The sequence below is a fragment of the Streptococcus sp. FSL W8-0197 genome (genome assembly GCF_037963785.1).
GTDB lineage: Bacteria > Bacillota > Bacilli > Lactobacillales > Streptococcaceae > Streptococcus > Streptococcus oralis_CQ.
Window position 1 is genome coordinate 1,836,614 of record NZ_CP150168.1, and the last position, 20,033, is coordinate 1,856,646.

Below are 20,033 nucleotides of genomic sequence, written 5' to 3' on the forward strand. Positions count from 1 at the left end.
CCTAAACTCCTCCAAAACGGCGATTGCGATGGTTAAAAGCAGCAATAGCTTCCTGCAAGGCGGCTTCATCAAAATCAGGCCACAAGGTATCCGTAAAGTAAAGCTCGCTATAAGCTGCTTGCCATGGCAAGAAATTACTTAAACGCAACTCACCACTCGTACGGATAATCAAATCAGGATCCCGCAAATCCTTTGGCAGGTGTTGCGTGAAAAGATAGTCCCCAATCATATCTTCTGTGATGTCACCAGGGTTTATTTTAGCATCTAGAACATCTTGAGCCAAGCCCTTAAGAGCCTGCGTAATTTCAGCACGGCCACCATAGTTAAGCGCAAAATTGAGAATCAAGCCCGTATTGTTCTTAGTCAATTCCTCTGCTTTTTTCAAAGCTTCAAAAGTCGGCTTAGGCAAACGATCTGTCTCCCCAATCATCTGAATCTTAACGTTATTTGCGTGCAATTCAGGGACGTAGTTATCATAAAATTCGACTGGCAAGTTCATGATAAACTTGACTTCTTGATCTGGGCGTGTCCAATTTTCCGTTGAAAAGGCATAAACCGTGATGACCTTAACTCCCATCTTGTTAGCTGCCTTGGTCACCTTTTGGAGGGCTTCCATCCCCGCCTTATGACCAAAAACCCGTGGTTGCATCCGTTTTTTAGCCCAACGACCATTCCCATCCATGATGATGCCAATATGAGCAGGAACCTGTGTTGGAACCTCAACTTCTACAGCTTTATCTTTCTTAAAAAATCCAAACATGTTCTTATTCCTATTCAAAAATCTATCGTTTCATTATACCATATTTCCCTATTTTCTTCTATTGGTAAGTTATTAGCTCTCCGTACGGACAAAAAATAAGCCGCCTGATTGGGCGACTTAATTTTATAGGGAGATTATTATGAAAAAGTTTTAGGAGTTTAAGTTAAGTTTCTCTTAACTTATGAGTCTAGTATACCGTCCCTAACTTAAATTTTTCTTAAGTTTTTTGAAAAAGTTAGATTTTTCCATTTTTCTTGCCACTTTTTCTTGGATAGCCGTGTTTGATAGAGTTCCATTCGGTCCTCATTCTCTAAGAAATGAGGAGTTGGGGATACCTGAAAATTCAAAATATCCTCTAGACCATAGGGCGCAAAGAGCTCTATAGTTGCGTCCGCATGCAAGCGGAGTCCTATCGCCGTACAGCGTTCTGGATACTTACTCATGGCATCACGAGAACTCGTGTAAGGCACAGTGTGGGGACTGTGCAGATGCATATAGACCTGATTTTTCAACTCCCACTGATATTGAGGGAAATCTTCTCTCAGCTTTTTCTCTAGGGATACTGTTTCCTCATAAGAAACATCTGGATCAAAGAAAATCACATCAACATCCGTCTCCCGGTCAAAAGGCGATTTGTCTGACAAGAGATTCCAGATGAAATTCCTGACAGAACCTGCTGCCAACCACGAGTCTTTCAGATCAAGATCACGAATGATGGTCAGAATGGTCATCATATCTGGATTTTCTCTGAAAGCATCTAGAATTTCTTGTTCATTTTTCATTGTATTCATAGCCTAAATGCTCATATGCCTTAGCAGTCGCTACCCGCCCAGAACGAGTTCGCATGATGAAACCTTTCTGAATCAGGTAAGGTTCGTACATATCTTCGACAGTCTCACGCTCCTCGGCAATATTAACAGAAAGAGTTCCTAAACCGACAGGACCACCACCGTACATCTCAATCATGGTGCGAAGGATTTTTTGGTCTACATAGTCCAAACCTTCACGGTCTACATCCAGCATGGTCAAAGCCTTATCCGTAATCACATCATCAATCAAGCCATCCCCCATAATCTGGGCAAAGTCGCGCACGCGCTTGAGGAGACGATTGGCGATACGAGGAGTTCCTCGACTGCGTAAGGCCAACTCCGAAGCTGCCTCATGGGTTATTTCCATCTCAAAAATATCTGCCGTCCGCTCAACAATCTCTGTCAAGTCAGCGTGGGCATAGTATTCCATATGACCTGTAATCCCAAAACGTGCCCGCAGAGGATTTGAGAGCATCCCCGCACGTGTCGTTGCACCAATCAAGGTGAATGGTGGCAAGTCCAAATGGACACTGCGACTGCCCTCTCCAGCCCCAATCATGATATCAATGTAGAAGTCTTCCATGGCACTATAAAGCACCTCTTCCACCGACATAGGCAAGCGATGAATCTCGTCAATAAAGAGAACGTCTCCAGGCTCCAAATCATTCAAAATCGCTACCAGATCCCCCGCTTTTTCGATAACAGGACCAGACGTTTGCTTGAGATTGACTCCCAGTTCATTGGCAATAACAAAGGCCATGGTTGTTTTCCCGAGACCTGGAGGACCAAATAAAAGAACATGGTCCAGTGCCTCATCCCGCATTTTGGCAGCCTCGATAAAGATTTGCAGCTGGTCCTTGACCTTATCCTGCCCAATATATTCACGTAAATACTGAGGACGGAGGGTACGTTCTACCAACTCCTCATCCCCCATGATTTTATTATCTAAAATTCTACTCATGGCTCTATTATATCAAAAATCCAAGCCACAAACAAAAAAGCCACCTGATTGGGTGGCCTCTTTAGGGAGATTATTATGAAAAAGAAAAGTTTAGGATTTCATTAAATAAAGTTAGGAGGTCTTTATTTAATGATTATATGATACAAGATGAATCTTAAAGCTAACTTAACTTTTTCTCTGATTTATCATTTTTTAAAAAATTTTTTTCAAATGGATTTTTCCTCCCCAAGTCATAAAAAAGCCACCTGATTGGGTGACTTCTTTAGGAGATTATGATGAAAAAGAAAAGTTTGGGATTTCATTAAATAAAGGGTACTCAATGAAAATCGAAATCAGACTAGGCAGATAGGCGCAAGCATAACTATAGTTAGCTAAGTCGACTCTAACGAAGGTTGATGAGATTTTCGAAGAGTATTAGGAGGTCTTTATTTAATAACTATATGATACAAGAGGATACTTAAACTTTACTTAAGAAAAAATATTTTTTTATCTTTTTCGATCCACCCAAATCATTCCTGTACAGTCATAAGTAGATAAGGCTTCAAATCCCAGAGATCGATAGAATCCCAAGGTTTTTTCTGTCTGATCGGTCACTAGTTGGACTTGATAGGCATCTTTGTAATCACCTAAAGCCTCTTTCATCAAGTCGCTACCAATCCCTTGGCGTTGATAGCTAGGCAAAACGATCAAATCCTGGACAAAAATCGATGAAAAACCATCTCCGACTAAACGGACCAAGCCCACCACGGCATCGCCATCAAGTGCTAGATAAATTGCTAATGAGTTAGATAAGGCCTTCTCCAACATCTGAGGTTGATGTGTATAATTTGTCCAACCAACAGCCTGATAGAGATGCAAAACATCCTCTAGCTTGACGATTTCTTGCCTTCTAATAGTCATCATCTCAATACCTCTCAGAATTCTCTCAAGCTCTTGTGCTGCCGTCCATCTTTATAAAAGTTTTCAGGAGACAGCCATGCTTCCAAACGGGATTTGACTTGAGGCCAGTCCTTATCAATCATAGCTAGCCAATCCGTATCACGTGTACGTCCCTTATAAACGACTGCCTGACGGAAGGTTCCTTCATAGACAAAGCCCAAACGCTCCGCAGCTCGTCTGGATGGCAGATTAAGAGCATCGCATTTCCACTCATAGCGACGATAGTTAAGCTCCTCAAAAACATAGCGAGCTAGGAGATATTGAGCCTCTGTCCCTATACGTGTTCCCCTGAGTTCTGGAGAAAAAGTGACAGCTCCCACTTCTATTACTCGGTTATTCTGGTCAATGCGCATGAGAGAAAAAGTCCCCAAGGCCTTACCAGTCACCTTGTCTATAATCACGTAGTAAAAACGGTCCTTACGAGCCAACATCTGATTTAAAAGGCTAACCAGTTCCTCCATATCTGCCACTGGTTCCTGAAAGAGGTAGGTCCACATCTCCCGAGGAGTACCTGGACCATAAACAGCTAATAAATCCTCCGCATGCTTTTCCACCGAAAGATCCTCTATCCGAGCATAACGCCCTTCTAAGAAATCAATAGCAGGCAATTCACCAGATGTATAACCTTCCATTGACTCACCAATCATCTGACCATATTCATTTACTGGCATCGTTTTTCTCCTTGTTTTACTCTGAAAATACTATATCATAATTTGCTCTATTTTGCTCTATATGGAAACTAGCACTCTCCTCAAACCTCATCCTCAACACTACATTAGTGATTCGTTTTCTTTCTTTTATCTTCTAAGGCTTGATTAATTCGTTGGGTGAGCTTGTGAGTTTGCCAGATCTGGTACAACCATATCAGTCCATAAATTAATAAGAAAAAGAACCAAAGCAAGGGACTCAACAATGCCGAACCCCAGCCAAAAAATAGGTAGGTCAATACTAAAATAGTAGCTGTCGCTAACAAATGAACTCCTACACGCATACTATAAGCAAGAAACTCTAGCCTTTCAAGGATTAAAGTCAATACCCCCATAATTCCACTCATCAAAAACAAAGCTAGAATATTTTTTGTCGTTGGTGCGGGATAGGTAATACCTGAATAAAACTGAGCCAATAACACCAAACTCAAATAAACAAAGGAGGCCGTACGCATTCCTGATACAAAATAAGCAATCAATCGCTTCATGATTTTCTCCTATAAACCTAGATAATCCATTAAGGACTTAACGTATTTCCGACTCACACTCGATTTGAGACCCCGAGTCATTTTAGCCATCATGTTCCCTGAAAAGCTATCCGATAATGACTCTAAATGGTCAATGTTTATAACTGAATGACGCGATATCTGTATAAAGTTACGTCGATTAATTCGATTCTGAAAGTTTGTCAATGTTTCCTTAGTTTTATAAATCCCATCTACCGTATAAATGGTCAATAAATTCTTATCGATATCTGCTAGAATAAGATCCTCAATTTTCACCATAACCAGATGATCATCCGTTCGAATAGGAATAACCACATGATTAGTCGTTGAAAATTGTTCTAAATACTCCATGACCTCTCTTGCTTGGTCGGTTAACTGAGCCGCCTGAATTAAAATGTGTGGGTCTTTTTCTGAAAACTCTGTCTTCATTTCAAAACGAATCTTCATTTTCTCTCCAATACATCTTTATTTTCTCTTGCTAAACACTTTAACAAATAACATCCAAAGAAGAATAGCGACGAGACTGATAATAACCACTATAAAGTATGTTTCTTCCTTTGTCAATAGTTCTTGCCAGTTGATTTGGATTCCCATTTTTTCTTGAAATTCCTGTAACAGACCGCTATTTCCTGTAAATGTGGTCTCTAATGGCTCTTTCATTAAGACTTGTCGATAGAGAGAAGCAATATAAGTTGCAGGGGTACACTTCGTGATAATCTGTGCAAAATCAGGTAATACTCCAATAGGGACATAAGTTCCTACTAAAAATCCAGAAGCAGTCCCCACTATAGTTGCCAGTTTGCCAAGGCTATCTACAGATTGAAAACGGTAAATCAAGAGAACATTTACCAAACTTGAAATCAGACTGCTTAATAACATAATCAAAGCGATTTCCGGTAAATGACTGATAACTGGACTTTCTTTAAAATAAAGGCTCATAACAGCAAACATAAACACCTGCATGACAAAAGAAATGACAATACTGCTGATTAGATAGGACGCCTGTAAGCCCCAGCTACCTAAATCTGTCAAGAAAAGATCTTGATCTACTTGATTTTCACGATCCTGTACCATTTGTGTAAGAGCTGTAAAACTGGTTGTAATCCCAGTCACAGCCAAGGTCCCACCCATCAGCCAGCTGTTTAAAAGATTCGTGCTATTAGGGAGTTGGGACCAAGAATCTGTCAAATTCTTCTGCAAAAAAATGATATAAAGGAGGAAGGAAATCAATGCCCCCAATAATGAGAAAAATACTCCCGAACGATTACGAAAATATAAGATAAAATTCCGTTTCAATAAAGCTAACATTAGCGAACCTCTCTTCCTGTAAGTGCAATAAAGGCATCATCCATAGTACCCGGACGAAACTCAAAAGAATCAATTTCTTCTCGAACTTTTGCCAAATATTCAATGGCCTCCTGTGACGTCCTTGGATAAAAAAGATATTCCATCTCATTTTCTTCCTCGACTGTCATTCCAGTCTGTCGCAATTTTTCTAGATCCTTCATTTCCTTAAAACGAATTTTTAGGATATTAGATGCATACTGGCTTTTAATAGCAGTCGCAGAACCTTGCGCAATCACTTTCCCATGATCAACGATATAGATCTGATCCGCTTCATCCGCTTCATCCAGATAATGAGTCGTTAAGATAATAGTCATCCCTTCATCCTTTTGTAGTCGATACAGTAGATCCCAGATGGATTTGCGAGTTTGAATATCAAGACCTGTCGTTGGTTCATCCAAGAAAAGAATATCTGGTCGCGAAAGAAGAGCACGCGCAATATCAACCCGACGTTTTTGTCCACCTGACAAAGTCCCATATAGTTGTTTCTGGAAAGCCGTCAAACCCAGTTGATGAATCAAATCATCCACACGACTTGCTGCAATCTCCTTATACTGTTGAGCACGAATCGTGAGATTTTCCCTAACCGTCAACATCTCATCCAGTACACTAGCTTGAAAAACAACTCCGATTTTCGTATTTGGCGCATATCGAATCTGACCTTGTGTCGGCTTTTTCAAACCGATTAACATGGAAATAGTGGTTGATTTCCCTGCACCATTGGGTCCCAAAATAGCATTGAAACTTCCTTTTTCAAACTCTAACTGAATATCATCGACAGCCATATGATTGCCGTACCGTTTAGTCAAATGTTTCGCTTGTAAAATCATATTTTTTCCTCCTCTTAACCACACTAGTTTAACAAAAAGAATGAAAGAAAAATCGACTTTTGAGATAAGCAGTTAAAATGAAAGGCCAAGTGGTAAAATAATGGGGGTTAAATTAAAGTGGTGCAGGCTGCAACCGTTTTTCTACCATCGAATCACTAGAGGATGTTGAAAAACACTTATAACCATACATTATATTTTTAAACATACGCTATAAAAGAGATGTTTTATAGCATCCGGCAGAAAAATCCAAGAGTCAATAGTATTGTTCTCGCTAAACCAAACAATAAAAAATGAATCAGAAATCATGGCACGCACTCCCTTCTAGTAAAATGAAAATGCTGAATAGGACATGATTGAATTTGAAGCAAGTATGGTCCTGAATTTGAAACTGCCATTAACGATAAGTCTATCTATTAGGAAAGAAATCTTCAATACAAGCAAAAACAGCTCTTGTTACCCAAGAAGAGCTGTTCTATTTTATGAAAGAGAGAGTCACTAGTGACCCTTGTGCTTCTCTCTACGTTTTTGCTGTTTGCGTTCAAATTTCTCTTGCTTGAGCAATTGCTTTTGGAGACTAGACTGTTGTTTTGAATACTTTTTTCGTTCGTCATACTGCAACTGCAAGAGCTCTTGTGACTTAGAAGAAACTTTCTGCTTCACCTGTTTCTTTACAGCTCGCTGCAGACGCTTCGGATTCTTAATCTTCACATGCTGTTTGACTGTTGCCTCTGGACTAAAAGATAACCGAGCAAACTGAGTCTGTAAAAGTTTCAAAATTTCATCCTCTTTTGGTTCCTGACCAAATGTCACTCGACAAACTTGATAAGTTCCCTCATACTCTTGTTCAAACAATCCATGCCAAAATCCATCTTCAAAATAAACTGTCAAGCCAATTGAAACGATTTCCACGACAGCACCTCCTTAAATCTATCCCTAAGAATGGACAACCAAGGAGGAAGGTTACTGATAGGCTTGCCTACGTCTGGACTACCAACCAGAACTGTGTTTTTATCTTAGTTGGGACTATTATAGCACGGTTCAGCACTATCTACAAATTTTTCAAATGTGTATCAAAAAAATTTATCGTAGCAAACCAAGAGTCTACACTTTCTTTCATTAATAAGCGCCAATCTTTTCGATAACGATGATTCGGTTGATAAGCAACCGTTAACATATGCCCCGTTTCATGGTATTTTTTAAACAAAATGGATTTCCCTTTATAATGTGAAATAATATCATCTATCGCGGATGACGCATCCCATATTTCATCGACATCGCTTCCTAGTAATAATAAAGGAGAGGCAATTTTACTCACATCAATCTGAGCCCTACTATCTTCAGAAATATGTTTTCCAAAAAACTTGTTTAACAAATAATTTCCTAGTTGAAATTTTTGATACGGAAGTTCTTTTTGCAAATATGTCCAAGAAGATGAATGAGAGTTGAGTTTTCCCTTTATTCCCTCAAATATTACATTTGAGGGGGAATTGAGTACCAAACATTGCACATCATCCAAAATACTTTGTCCAGCTAGAACAAGCTCTGCTCCTTTAGAACGACCATATATTCCTATTTTTGTATTATCAACTTGAGGATGATGACATAGAAAATCTTTCGCTTCCTCCAGACATTCTATCGGAATTCGTTCTAAGTTTTGGGGTAATCCCTCTAAACCAAAATAAGCTATCGCAAGACAAATGTAGCCTCTAGAAGATAAAAGTTGGGCAATGTTCTGAGCTTTTTCAATTCTTCCCTCACTACCACTAACAATAATCACGGCTGGCGCCTTTCTTAACTTTTCATCATAAAATAATCGACCTTGAAAATGCTTATCATAAATATCTTGATACCTTATTCCCAGATTCATATAACGCCTTACAAAACTTTGCTCCGCGACCACATCTTTCCCCAGCCTGATTTTAATTTCAACACCAAAACAATTTCGTAATGGAATTCTATCAAGAGAACTGGGTAATCTCCTTTTCCTATTCTTCAACGGTTTCGCATTAAAGAACAAGCTCATTTCTGAAACTCCTTTATAAGATCCCGAAATAGATGCTGTTTGAGAGGTGTCAATCATACCGTCCTGATCAGATAAAAAAATTGCAGTTGATTTCCACATGACATCATGATCTAAAAGTAAGGGAGCATTTATACAGTAATAATCAGACAGGTACATTTCTACACAATACCTTGTCCTTGGTTCTAAACCATTGATAGTAATATAAAAAGATTCATCTGCTAAGTCAGTTTGTGAAATCAGTTCAATGTTTACAGTCATATCTTCTCCTTTTGTTAATATACTTAACAACCAAATTTAAAATTTACCGTGACTTTCACCACGGTAATCTTCCCCATACATTTTCAATATCATCCATCAATTTCACAACTATTTGAAGCTCCTCCTCGCTATAGTTGTTTAAAACTGAAAAGACCGATTCTTCAATATATGCTTGTTGCTCCTTATGGATTTTAAAAACTTCGATGCCTTTTTCAGATAATCTCAAATATTTATTTTTCCCATTATTCGGAGCAAAATCAAAAACAACTAAATTTTTTTGAATTAATCTCCTAACACTTTGAGTTATTGCACTTCTCGAAACTTTTAATAATTCAGATAATTTCACTAGATTTAAGGGCTGATTTTTCCCAATCACAACAATCAAATGTACCTCATTCAACGTAATGGATTTGTCAATACTAATTTTATGTTGATTTTTTTTTAGCTGTTCAAATGCTAAAATAAATCTATTGAAACGATTATTAAATGTAATAAATTCTTTTTTATCCATAATCTCTCTTTTCTTTGTTAATTATATTAATAAAATAGAAACTTCCTGTCAAATAAAAATCCTCCAGAGTTCAGCTCTGGAGGATTCCTATCTTATTTCACAACAATATTAACCAATTTAGTTGGCTTCAATAGTCCAGTGGACTATTGAAGGTGGCAGATAGAGATAATAAACTCGTTATTTAACGACGATATTAACGAGTTTGTTAGGTACCGCAATCACCTTCACGATTTCCTTGCCGTCAATTTCTGCTTTAACTTTTTCATCAGCCAGAGCGATTTCTTGCAATTCTTCGCGTGATAGGTCTTTAGCAACCATCAATTTGGAACGAACTTTTCCTTTGATTTGGACGACGATTTCGATTTCATCTTCAACCAATTTACTTTCGTCCCAAGTTGGCCAAGCTACATAAGAGATGGACTCACCTGTTGCAGCAACTGTTTGCCAGAGTTCTTCTGCCAAATGAGGTGCAAATGGGGCAATCAATTGGATAAAGCCTTTGGCGTAGTCCACATAGAGTTTGTCTTCCTTATTAGCAGCGTTGACAAAGACCATAAGTTGGGCAATAGCTGTGTTGAATTTCATGGATTCGATTTGCTCAGTAACAGATTTAACGGTTTCGTTATAAACCTTGTCAAGAGCACCATTATTTTCCGCAACAATTTCTTTACTTGTAATCAAACGGTAAACACGGTCGAGGAACTTACGGCTTCCTTCCAGGCCTTCTTCTGACCAAGCGATAGAAGCATCAAGTGGTCCCATGAACATTTCATAGACACGAAGGGTATCGGCACCATATTGTTCCACCACATCGTCTGGATTGACAACGTTCTTGAGTGATTTAGACATCTTGGCTGGTGCTTGCTCCAACTCTTCTCCTGTTTCCACATGGAAGAAAGAACCGTCACGTTTTTCAACCTTATCAGTCGCTACAAGAGCTCCACGGTGGTCACGGTAGCTTGTTCCCAAAATCATCCCTTGGTTAAAGAGTTTTTGGAATGGTTCCTTAGTCGGAACAACACCGAGGTCATAGAGGAATTTGTGCCAGAAACGAGCATAGAGCAAGTGAAGTACAGCATGCTCTGCACCACCCACGTAGATATCTACTGGCAACCATTGTTTGAGGAGGTCCTCATCAGCCAATTTCTCAGTATTGTGCGGGTCAATATAGCGGAGGTAGTACCAGCTTGAACCAGCCCATTGTGGCATGGTGTTGGTTTCACGACGACCTTTGACACCATCTTCACGCGTCACTTCCAACCAGTCGGTCAAGTTAGCCAATGGGCTTTCCCCAGTACCTGAAGGACGGATATCCTTGGTGACTGGCAAGACAAGTGGCAATTCACTTTCAGGAACAGCTGTTGAAGTCCCATCTTCCCAATGAATGATTGGGATTGGCTCACCCCAGTAACGTTGACGGCTAAAGAGCCAGTCGCGGAGACGGTAGGTAACCTTCTCTTGTCCACAACCTTTCTCTTCCAACCAAGCCACAATTTTAGCAATCGCTTCTTCTTTGTTCAGTCCATCTAGGAAGTCTGAATTGACATGAAGACCATCTTCAGTATAGGCAGCTTCTGCTACATTTCCACCTTCTAGCACTTCTACGATTGGAAGGTCAAATTGTTTGGCAAATTCCCAGTCACGTTGGTCGTGGGCTGGCACAGCCATAACGGCACCTGTTCCATAGCTCGCAAGAACATAGTCGGCGATCCAGATTGGAATTTCCTTACCATTGACAGGGTTGATAGCATAAGCACCCGTCCAAACACCAGTTTTTTCCTTGGCAAGGTCGGTACGAGCCAAGTCAGACTTTAGACTAGCTTGGTGTTTGTAGTCTGCAACTGCATCAGCTTGCTCTGGACTTGTGATGGCGTCAACCAAGTCATGCTCAGGAGCCAAGACTGTGAAGGTCGCACCGAAAAGAGTATCAGGACGAGTTGTAAAGACGGTGAATTCCTTGTCAGTCCCTTTCACTTTGAAAGTTACATTGGCACCAATTGATTTGCCAATCCAGTTGCGTTGCATATCCTTGATAGATTCTGGCCAATCCAACTCATCCAAGTCATTAAGCAAGCGCTCTGCATAGGCCGTGATTTTAAGCATCCATTGGCGCATTGGTTTGCGGACAACAGGATAGCCACCACGCTCAGAAGTTCCGTCAGGAAGGACTTCTTCGTTGGCGATAGCTGTTCCCAATTCTTCTACCCAGTTTACTGGTACTTCCGCTTCATAGGCCAAGCCTTTTTCGTAAAGCTTAGTGAAAATCCATTGAGTCCACTTGTAATAGTTTGGATCTGTTGTGTTGACTTCACGATCCCAGTCATAAGAGAAGCCAAGCGCATTGATTTGACGTTTGAAGTTGGCAATATTTTCCGCTGTAAATTCTGCTGGGTCATTCCCCGTATCCATAGCGTACTGCTCAGCTGGCAAACCAAAAGCATCCCATCCCATTGGGTGAAGGACATTGTAGCCTTGCGCACGTTTGTAACGGCTGAGGATATCGGTTGCAGTATAACCTTCTGGGTGTCCTACGTGCAATCCAGCTCCTGAAGGATATGGGAACATGTCGAGAGCATAAAACTTCGGTTTTGAGGCATCTGTTCCTGTCTTAAATGTATGATGTTCTGCCCAGTAGCCCTGCCACTTATGCTCAATTTCTTTATGATTGTAAAAACTCATGCTATTTCTCCAATTTTATGATGTTACTATTATACCATTTTTGAGGGAATTTGAAAGACGAGAAATGTTCTTTTAGACTTGGATAACAAGAAAGACTGAGTCGCAAATCCACCTTATTTAACAGGAAAAAAATTAGCTCCCACTTGGAGCTAACTTCTATCAATTTTTTATTTCTGCCATCTTCTCACGTCCGAGCTCTCGATAGCTACGGTCACCAACAACTTCTACGCTAAACTGACCGTTCTCGTATTCTAGGATGGTCACACTGCCATTATCCAGACCATGCGGATGCATGCCGTTGATCAGGTAAACAATGGTTCCAATGGTCATCCCATGGCTCACAACGAGGGCATTGCCCCCACCTTGTTCTTCCATTTCTTTGGCAATCGCTTCAAAGCCTTCCTTGATTCGACCACTGAGTTTTTCCCAACCTTCAGCCCAGCCTGCTGTATCAACCTCTACCAAACCTTCTGCTAGTTCTGCATAGGACAACTGATGAACATGGTCTACATTGAAAATTCTCGGAATCAATCCCATAAAGAGGTCCCCATCATAGGCTCCATCAAAACTACCAAAGCACCACTCTCTGATGCGCTTGTCCATGCGGTAAGGGATTTTCCCCTGCAGGCCAAGTTCTTCTAGGATAATTCCCATGGTTTGAATAGTGCGACCTGAATCACTGGAATAAGCGCGGTCAAACTGCAAGCCAGACTCTCTCAAGCCAATTCCCAGTTCATGAATTCCCAACTCACCTTCCGTGGTTAGAGGTGTATCACTCCATCCTTGAGCACGTCCAATGGTGTTAAACATCGTTTTCCCATGACGGACCAAATACAATCTTACTTTAGACATTTTCTATCCTCCATTTTCTTCTATTATATCATGGATCAAAGAAATATTCGGCTTTCAAAAGCAAAGCCAACATTTGTAAATTATCCAAAAGAAAAGCTACCCTCATGGTAGCTTCCCTAGGAGATTATTATGAAAAAGTTTAGGATTTCTATTAAATAAAGTTAGGAGGTCTTTATTTAATGATTATAGTATACACAGTCATCCTTAAACTCAACTTAAATCCTCTCGCTTTTTTATTAATTTTTAAAACTATGAATTGGAGCTGGGATTTGCCCACCGCGAGAGATGAAATCAACAGACGAAGCCCCGTTGACTTTCATCACTGGAGCTGTCCCTAGCAAACCACCAAACTCAATCATATCGCCTTCTTTGCCCTTTGGAATAATACGGACAGCCGTTGTTTTCATGTTAATCACACCAATTGCCGCCTCATCCGCAATCATAGCCGCAATGGTTTCAGCAGGCGTATCTTCAGGAATGGCGATCATATCCAACCCAACAGAACAAATAGCCGTCATGGCTTCCAGTTTCTCTAAATTCAGAGAGCCATTTTGCACCGCAGCAATCATCCCCTCATCTTCAGAAACGGGGATAAAAGCACCTGACAAGCCACCGACTTGGTTACAAGCCATCACTCCGCCCTTCTTAACTTGGTCATTCAAAAGAGCGAGGGCAGCCGTCGTCCCATGCGTACCAACTGTTTCTAGGCCCATTTCCTCAAGGACACGTGCCACAGAATCACCAACTGCAGGAGTTGGCGCCAAGCTTAGATCGACAATTCCAAAGTCAACACCAAGGCGTTCACTCGCCATTTGTCCAACCAGCTGACCGATACGAGTAATCTTGAAGGCCGTTTTCTTGACTGTTTCCGCTACTACATCAAAGCTCTGTCCACGAACCTTTTCCAAGGCACGCTTGACCACACCAGGACCCGAAACCCCGACATTGATGATAACATCTGCTTCGCCAACACCATGAAAGGCCCCTGCCATAAAAGGATTGTCCTCAACAGCATTAGCAAATACGACCAACTTGGCCGCACCCATATCTGATAAGTTCGCTGTTTCCTTGATGATACGTCCCATATCTGCAACTGCAGTCATGTTGATGCCTGACTTAGTTGAGCCAATGTTAACAGACGAACAAACCTTGTCGGTCTCAGCTAGAGCGCGTGGGATAGAATTGACGAGAATCTCATCTCCTTTTTGGTAGCCTTTTTGTACCAAGGCAGAGAATCCACCAATAAAGTCAACACCAATCTCCTTGGCAGCCTTATCAAGAGCCTTTGCCAAAACAACATAGTCTGTCGCATCAGTCGCAGCACCAATTAAAGAAATCGGAGTCACCGATACCCGTTTATTAACAATAGGAATCCCAAGTTCTGCAGCAATTTCATCTCCTACAGCCACTAGATTTGCAGCTTTAGTGGTAATTTTTTGGTAAATCTTTTCAGCAGCATGATTGATATCTGGATCAATACAGTCCAAAAGGGAAATCCCCATGGTGATGGTTCTGATATCGAAGTTCTGCTCCTCGATCATGGCAATGGTTTCTGTAACTTGTCTAATATCCATAGCCACCTCCTAGATATTATACATAGCGTCAAAAATCGCCGCACTTTGAATATTGATTTTGACATTCAAGGTCTGACCGAAAGTTTCAAACTCATTTCGTAGATAAGTGAAATCCTGTTTTTCGTCACTAGAAACGACCGCCATCATAGTAAAATATTCATCCAACACCGTCTGAGAAATATCGTCAATATTCAAACCCAACTCTGCAATCTTAGTAGACACGCCTGCAACGATCCCAGCCTTGTCCTTACCAACCACTGTAATAATAGCCTTCATCCTTATACCCCATTTCTACGATTTTTAGAAAACCTGAACGTTTTTGATTTTCTTTTTTCCTAGTATAGCATATTTCCATAGAAAATACTAAAAAACGCCTGCTTACGAAATTGTTCTTAAGAAAAAAACAATTTCGTAAACAAGCGTCTACCCTATCAAATGATGATGAGTGTTCCCGCTAGGACCGAAGTCCCAGCGGTAGACCAGAGCTAGACTAAGAGCACAAGACTCCATCATCATAACACTCAACAAAATTGATGATTTTATACTAATTCGATGATCGCCATTGGCGCAGCATCACCACGACGTGGTTCAGTTTTAAGGATACGAGTGTATCCACCGTTACGTTCAGCATAACGAGGTGCGATTTCTGAGAACAATTTTTGAAGTGCTGTAGTAGAAGTGTACTTATCAGTTGCTTCATCATAGTTTTCAGATGCGATTTCATTACGTACGAAAGCAGCTGCTTGACGACGTGCATGCAAATCACCACGTTTACCTAGAGTAATCATTTTTTCAACAGTTTTACGGATTTCTTTAGCACGAGCTTCAGTTGTCACGATTGATTCGTTGATCAAAAGGTCAGTTGTCAAATCGCGAAGCATTGCTTTACGTTGTGAGCTAGTGCGTCCTAGTTTACGGTAAGCCATGTATTCCTCCTTTATTTATCTTTTAATCCCAGACCCAAGTCAATGAGTTTGAGTTTCACTTCTTCCAAACTCTTGCGTCCAAGATTTCGTACTTTCATCATCTCTGCTTCAGATTTTTCTGTCAAATCATGCACAGTGTTGATACCGGCACGTTTCAAACAGTTGTATGAACGCACAGACAAGTCCAGTTCCTCAATCGTACGATCCAAAATACGATCGTCAGATTCAGTATCAGCTTCTTTCATCACTTCAGTTGACTTAGCAATCTCAGTAAGATTTGTAAACAAATCAAGATGTTCTGTCAAGATACGTGCTGAAAGCCCTAAAGCATCTTCTGGAATAATTGTTCCATTAGTCAAGATTTCAAGGGTTAATTTGTCAAATCCATCATTGCTACCTACACGAGCAGGCTCTACTTGATAGTTGACTTTTGTAACTGGTGTATAAATAGAATCTACAGCAAGTGTTCCAACTGGTGCATTATCTTTTTTGTTTTCATCAGCAGGTACATATCCACGACCACTGTTAACAGTCATTGTCGCTTTTAGAGAAGAACCTTCACCGATTGTAAAGAGATAATGATCTGGATTTACAATCTCAATATCACTGTCAGTCAAAATGTCTCCAGCTGTAATTTCAGCGGGACCTTCAACGTCAAGTTCAATGATTTTTTCGTCTTCAACGTATGATTTCACTGCAATCCCTTTAATGTTCAGAATGATTTGCATCACGTCTTCACGAACACCTGGAACTGTGTCGAACTCATGCAAGACACCTTCAATGTTGATAGATGTCACTGCTGCTCCTGGTAGAGAAGCTAGTAGTACACGACGAAGAGAGTTACCAAGAGTTGTACCGTAACCACGTTCAAGTGGTTCGATTACAAACTTGCCATAATCTTTATTTTCATCAATTTTTGTTATATTTGGTTTTTCAAACTCAATCATTTAGTTACTCCCTCTTAAACGAAAAGCAGTGTAATGCGATGATTATACACGGCGACGTTTTGGAGGACGAGCACCATTGTGTGGCACTGGAGTCACATCACGAATTGCTGTTACTTCAAGACCAGCGGCAGCAAGCGCACGAATAGCTGACTCACGACCAGAACCTGGACCTTTTACAGTAACTTCAACTGATTTAAGACCGTGTTCTTGTGCAGATTTAGCAGCAGCTTCAGAAGCCATTTGAGCAGCGAATGGTGTAGATTTACGAGAACCTTTGAAACCAAGAGCACCAGCTGATGACCAAGCAATTGCATTACCATGCACATCAGTAATCATAACAATAGTGTTATTAAATGTAGCGTGAATATGAGCAATACCAGATTCGATATTCTTTTTCACACGACGTTTACGTGTTGGTTTAGCCAAGACTTTTACCTCCTATATTATTTTTTCTTACCAGCAATCGCAACAGCTTTACCTTTACGAGTGCGAGCGTTGTTTTTAGTGTTTTGTCCACGGACAGGAAGTCCACGACGGTGACGAATACCACGGTAAGAACCGATTTCCATCAAACGTTTGATGTTCAAGTTTACTTCACGACGAAGGTCACCTTCAACTTTGATTGCATCCACTTCACGACGGATAGCATCTTCTTGATCTGATGTAAGGTCACGTACACGAACATCTTCTGAGATTCCAGCAGCAGCCAAAATTTTCTTAGATGTTGCAAGTCCGATACCATAAACGTAAGTTAATGAGATTACTACGCGTTTGTCATTTGGAATGTCAACTCCAGCAATACGAGCCATGTTTTCTCCTTTCTATCTTATCCTTGACGTTGTTTGTGTTTTGGATTTGCTGGGCAAATTACCATAACACGACCATTACGACGAATTACTTTACAGTATTCGCAAATTGGTTTGACCGATGGTCTTACTTTCATTTCTTATCCCTCCAAGTTTTTCGATTATTTAAAGCGGTAAGTGATACGTCCACGTGTCAAGTCATATGGACTCATCTCGACAGTAACACGATCTCCCGCTAAAATACGAATATAGTTTTTACGAATTTTACCAGAAACTGTTGCTAAAATCTGATGTCCATTTTCAAGTTCAACCGTAAACATTGCGTTAGGCATTGTATCGACTACTTTGCCTTCAACTTCAATCACATCGTCTTTTGCCACGCAAAAGCACCTCCATAAATTTCGATTCGATGCCTCTGAAAACAGAGACAACAATTATAAGTCAGACTATTTCAGTATAACATTTGTAGCGATTTTTTGCAAGTGTGAAAAACGCTTTATTTCAAATTTGTCAATACTTTTTCGATGTCTTTGAACACATCATTGATATCTTGATTTCCTTCGATATCGTGGACCAATCCTTTGGCACGGTAGTGAGCAATGATTGGTTCACCTTGGGCGATATTCACATCCAAACGACGCTTCACTGTCTCAGGTTTATCATCTTCACGTTGGTAGTAATCTTCCTCTTTATAGTCAACTGGTGGGTTGAAAACTTTGTGGAAGGTTTCACCTGTTTCGCGGTGGATGATACGGCCACTCAAACGTTCCAAGAGACAATCTGGATTCACTTCGATATTGATCACGCCTTCTAGTTCGATACCAAGTTCCGCCAATGTTTTGTCCAAGGCATGGGCTTGTTCAATCGTACGTGGGTAACCATCCAACAAGAAACCTGTTTCCTTGATGTCATCCTGTGAAAGGCGTTCTTTAACGATTCCATTTGTAACTTCATCTGGAACCAACTCACCTTTGTCAATATAAGACTTCGCAAGTACACCCATTTCAGTTTGATTTGCCATAGCAGCACGGAACATATCCCCAGTTGAAATGTGTGCCACGTGGAATTGCTCCACAATTTTAGCTGCTTGCGTTCCCTTACCTGCTCCAGGTAAGCCCATAATCAAAAGATTCATGATAGGATCTCCTTATTTTGTATTTAAATAGAAGCAGAAATCTCTTTCAACCCCTATTTAAAAACAAAATAGAAGAGGGGAGACGAAAATCTCTCTGATAGATAGACCTTCATACTCCACTCTCTAAGCAAAAGTAATCTTGCTTTTATTCTGTTTTGTCCATGAAACCAACATACTTACGTTTCAATAGGTAACCTTCAAGTTGTTTGATTCCTTCGATACCGGTTGAGATAATGATCAAAAGACTAGTTCCCCCAAAAGCAACAGCTTCTGAAAGACCAAAGACATCTTTTGCCACAATCGGCAAGATTGAAATCACACCAAGGAAGATTGATCCGACAGTCGCAAGGCGACGAAGAAGTTTCGACATGAACTCTTCAGTACCCTTACCAGGACGGACACCATGAATGTAGGCTCCACTCTTTTGCAAGTTTTCTGCTGCCTTCTCTGGATTGATCTGTACAAATGTATAGAAGAATGTAAAGAGAATGATTAGCAAGGCATACATAGCAACACCAGTCGGAGATGTTGTAGATAACATTTCCTGTGCTGTACGTACCCAAGCCCAATCATGACCTGTAGCACTCAAAAATTGAAGAATGGCTGCAGGTGCTGCTGTGATGGAACTTGCAAAGATAACTGGGATAACCCCCGCTGGGTTTACCTTCAATGGAAGGTATGAGCTTGATGGGGCTCCTTGAGCAACTTTTGTATATTGGATTGGAATTTTATATTCTGCCTGTTGAACAAAGGTTGTAAAGTAAACAATCAACAAGACAGCGATAATCAAAATAACGACAAAGATAATAGATGAAGTCAAACGGCTACTTGGAATATTGACGAAGTAGTCAACATAAATGCCTTTAATCATCTCAGGAATTGAAGCAACAATACCTGCAAAGATAATCATAGAAACACCATTTCCGTATCCCTTATCTGTAATTTGTTCCCCGAGCCAAGTTACAATCATACTACCTGCTGTGAGGATAATACCAATAGTAACAAAAACTTGTGGAGTTAAAGCTGTCGTTAATAATTTCGCTCCAGATAGAGTATTAAATCCTGCTGTAATCCCGATAGATTGAACAAATGCAAGCACAAGTGCAATATAACGAGTAGCTTGGTTTAGTTTTCTCCGTCCTACTTCCCCTTGTTTGCCCCATTCTACAAACTTCGGTAAAATATCCATTTGTAGCAATTGAACAACGATGGAAGCAGTGATATACGGACTTACTCCGAGTGCAAAAACGGAGAAGTTCTTCATGGCATTCCCTGAAACAAGACTAAGCATGTTCAAGAAAGATAAACCACTAAGAGCTTCCAAACTTTTTGCATTCACACCTGGAACAGTAATACTTGTCCCAATACGGAAAACAAGAATGATAAAAATCGTAAAAAGAATTTTTGATCGAACTTGTTTAACCTTGAGCGCTTCTTTTAGTAATTTAAAAAACATGGGTCACCTC

The 20,033-nt window shown here is 40.4% G+C and carries 24 protein-coding genes; all 24 read right to left on the reverse strand.

Annotated features, from left to right (window positions below; all coding sequences use genetic code 11):
- Window position 1 precedes the first annotated feature (1 nt).
- The 24 genes from NYE79_RS08940 to secY all read right to left on the reverse strand — a co-directional run bounded on the left by NYE79_RS08940 (window position 2) and on the right by secY (window position 20,023).
- Window positions 2-760, reverse strand: a complete 759-nt coding sequence (locus NYE79_RS08940) for an isoprenyl transferase (RefSeq protein WP_000466705.1) — start codon at window positions 758-760, stop codon at window positions 2-4.
- A 206-nt stretch (window positions 761-966) separates the two neighbouring features.
- A complete protein-coding gene (locus NYE79_RS08945; RefSeq protein ID WP_251464029.1) occupies window positions 967-1,551 on the reverse strand; it encodes a nucleotidyltransferase family protein in 585 nt (194 codons plus the stop codon).
- Entirely contained in the window at window positions 1,532-2,530 is a 999-nt protein-coding gene (gene ruvB / locus NYE79_RS08950) for a Holliday junction branch migration DNA helicase RuvB (protein ID WP_285834995.1), read from the reverse strand. Before ruvB ends, NYE79_RS08945 begins: the two co-directional genes overlap by 20 nt.
- 486 nt (window positions 2,531-3,016) lie before the next feature.
- Window positions 3,017-3,433 (reverse strand): GNAT family N-acetyltransferase, encoded by a 417-nt coding sequence (locus NYE79_RS08955; RefSeq protein ID WP_125388609.1) that lies wholly within the window; start codon window positions 3,431-3,433, stop codon window positions 3,017-3,019.
- Between the two features lie 11 nt (window positions 3,434-3,444).
- Window positions 3,445-4,140 carry a GNAT family protein gene (locus NYE79_RS08960; RefSeq protein WP_216728603.1) on the reverse strand — a complete coding sequence of 232 codons (696 nt, stop codon included), beginning with the start codon at window positions 4,138-4,140 and terminating at the stop codon, window positions 3,445-3,447.
- Between the two features lie 104 nt (window positions 4,141-4,244).
- Window positions 4,245-4,664, reverse strand: a complete 420-nt coding sequence (locus NYE79_RS08965; RefSeq protein WP_000825486.1) for a DUF3021 domain-containing protein — start codon at window positions 4,662-4,664, stop codon at window positions 4,245-4,247.
- 9 nt (window positions 4,665-4,673) lie between these two features.
- Complete coding sequence (locus tag NYE79_RS08970) at window positions 4,674-5,129, reverse strand: LytTR family DNA-binding domain-containing protein (RefSeq protein WP_216728604.1); 456 nt, start codon at window positions 5,127-5,129, stop codon at window positions 4,674-4,676.
- An 18-nt stretch (window positions 5,130-5,147) separates the two neighbouring features.
- The gene (locus NYE79_RS08975; RefSeq protein WP_216728605.1) at window positions 5,148-5,990 is read right to left on the reverse strand and encodes an ABC transporter permease; all 843 of its coding nucleotides are present in this window, start codon (window positions 5,988-5,990) and stop codon (window positions 5,148-5,150) included.
- Entirely contained in the window at window positions 5,990-6,856 is an 867-nt protein-coding gene (locus NYE79_RS08980) for an ABC transporter ATP-binding protein (protein WP_007520786.1), read from the reverse strand. The genes NYE79_RS08975 and NYE79_RS08980 overlap by 1 nt, the downstream gene beginning before the upstream one ends.
- Before the next feature lie 495 nt (window positions 6,857-7,351).
- Entirely contained in the window at window positions 7,352-7,765 is a 414-nt protein-coding gene (locus NYE79_RS08985; protein ID WP_216728606.1) for a YjdF family protein, read from the reverse strand.
- A 139-nt stretch (window positions 7,766-7,904) separates the two neighbouring features.
- Window positions 7,905-9,137, reverse strand: a complete 1,233-nt coding sequence (locus NYE79_RS08990) for an acyl-CoA thioester hydrolase/BAAT C-terminal domain-containing protein (protein WP_216728607.1) — start codon at window positions 9,135-9,137, stop codon at window positions 7,905-7,907.
- A 55-nt stretch (window positions 9,138-9,192) separates the two neighbouring features.
- The gene (locus NYE79_RS08995) at window positions 9,193-9,648 is read right to left on the reverse strand and encodes a MarR family transcriptional regulator (protein ID WP_216728608.1); all 456 of its coding nucleotides are present in this window, start codon (window positions 9,646-9,648) and stop codon (window positions 9,193-9,195) included.
- A 177-nt stretch (window positions 9,649-9,825) separates the two neighbouring features.
- Window positions 9,826-12,327: a leucine--tRNA ligase gene (gene leuS, locus NYE79_RS09000; RefSeq protein ID WP_339293695.1), complete on the reverse strand. Its 2,502-nt coding sequence runs from the start codon at window positions 12,325-12,327 to the stop codon at window positions 9,826-9,828.
- 159 nt (window positions 12,328-12,486) lie between these two features.
- Complete coding sequence (locus NYE79_RS09005) at window positions 12,487-13,179, reverse strand: histidine phosphatase family protein (protein ID WP_044021462.1); 693 nt, start codon at window positions 13,177-13,179, stop codon at window positions 12,487-12,489.
- Between the two features lie 236 nt (window positions 13,180-13,415).
- On the reverse strand, window positions 13,416-14,753 hold the full coding sequence (locus tag NYE79_RS09010) for a PFL family protein (RefSeq protein WP_339293696.1): 1,338 nt from the start codon (window positions 14,751-14,753) through the stop codon (window positions 13,416-13,418).
- 9 nt (window positions 14,754-14,762) lie between these two features.
- Window positions 14,763-15,029: an ACT domain-containing protein gene (locus NYE79_RS09015; protein WP_000644111.1), complete on the reverse strand. Its 267-nt coding sequence runs from the start codon at window positions 15,027-15,029 to the stop codon at window positions 14,763-14,765.
- Window positions 15,030-15,292: 263 nt separating this feature from the next.
- Window positions 15,293-15,679, reverse strand: a complete 387-nt coding sequence (gene rplQ, locus NYE79_RS09020; protein WP_000331493.1) for a 50S ribosomal protein L17 — start codon at window positions 15,677-15,679, stop codon at window positions 15,293-15,295.
- A gap of 11 nt (window positions 15,680-15,690) precedes the next feature.
- Window positions 15,691-16,626, reverse strand: coding sequence for a DNA-directed RNA polymerase subunit alpha (locus NYE79_RS09025; RefSeq protein WP_000568993.1), 936 nt, complete (start codon window positions 16,624-16,626; stop codon window positions 15,691-15,693).
- 42 nt (window positions 16,627-16,668) lie between these two features.
- Window positions 16,669-17,052 (reverse strand): 30S ribosomal protein S11, encoded by a 384-nt coding sequence (gene rpsK / locus NYE79_RS09030; protein ID WP_001118385.1) that lies wholly within the window; start codon window positions 17,050-17,052, stop codon window positions 16,669-16,671.
- Window positions 17,053-17,069: 17 nt separating this feature from the next.
- The gene (gene rpsM, locus NYE79_RS09035; protein WP_000090781.1) at window positions 17,070-17,435 is read right to left on the reverse strand and encodes a 30S ribosomal protein S13; all 366 of its coding nucleotides are present in this window, start codon (window positions 17,433-17,435) and stop codon (window positions 17,070-17,072) included.
- 17 nt (window positions 17,436-17,452) lie between these two features.
- Window positions 17,453-17,569, reverse strand: coding sequence for a 50S ribosomal protein L36 (gene rpmJ / locus NYE79_RS09040; protein ID WP_001808836.1), 117 nt, complete (start codon window positions 17,567-17,569; stop codon window positions 17,453-17,455).
- A gap of 24 nt (window positions 17,570-17,593) precedes the next feature.
- Window positions 17,594-17,812, reverse strand: coding sequence for a translation initiation factor IF-1 (infA, locus tag NYE79_RS09045; RefSeq protein WP_001029883.1), 219 nt, complete (start codon window positions 17,810-17,812; stop codon window positions 17,594-17,596).
- 116 nt (window positions 17,813-17,928) lie between these two features.
- Window positions 17,929-18,567: an adenylate kinase gene (locus NYE79_RS09050; protein ID WP_001050433.1), complete on the reverse strand. Its 639-nt coding sequence runs from the start codon at window positions 18,565-18,567 to the stop codon at window positions 17,929-17,931.
- Between the two features lie 145 nt (window positions 18,568-18,712).
- Window positions 18,713-20,023 (reverse strand): preprotein translocase subunit SecY, encoded by a 1,311-nt coding sequence (gene secY / locus NYE79_RS09055; RefSeq protein WP_000465385.1) that lies wholly within the window; start codon window positions 20,021-20,023, stop codon window positions 18,713-18,715.
- Between the last annotated feature and the right edge of the window lie 10 nt (window positions 20,024-20,033).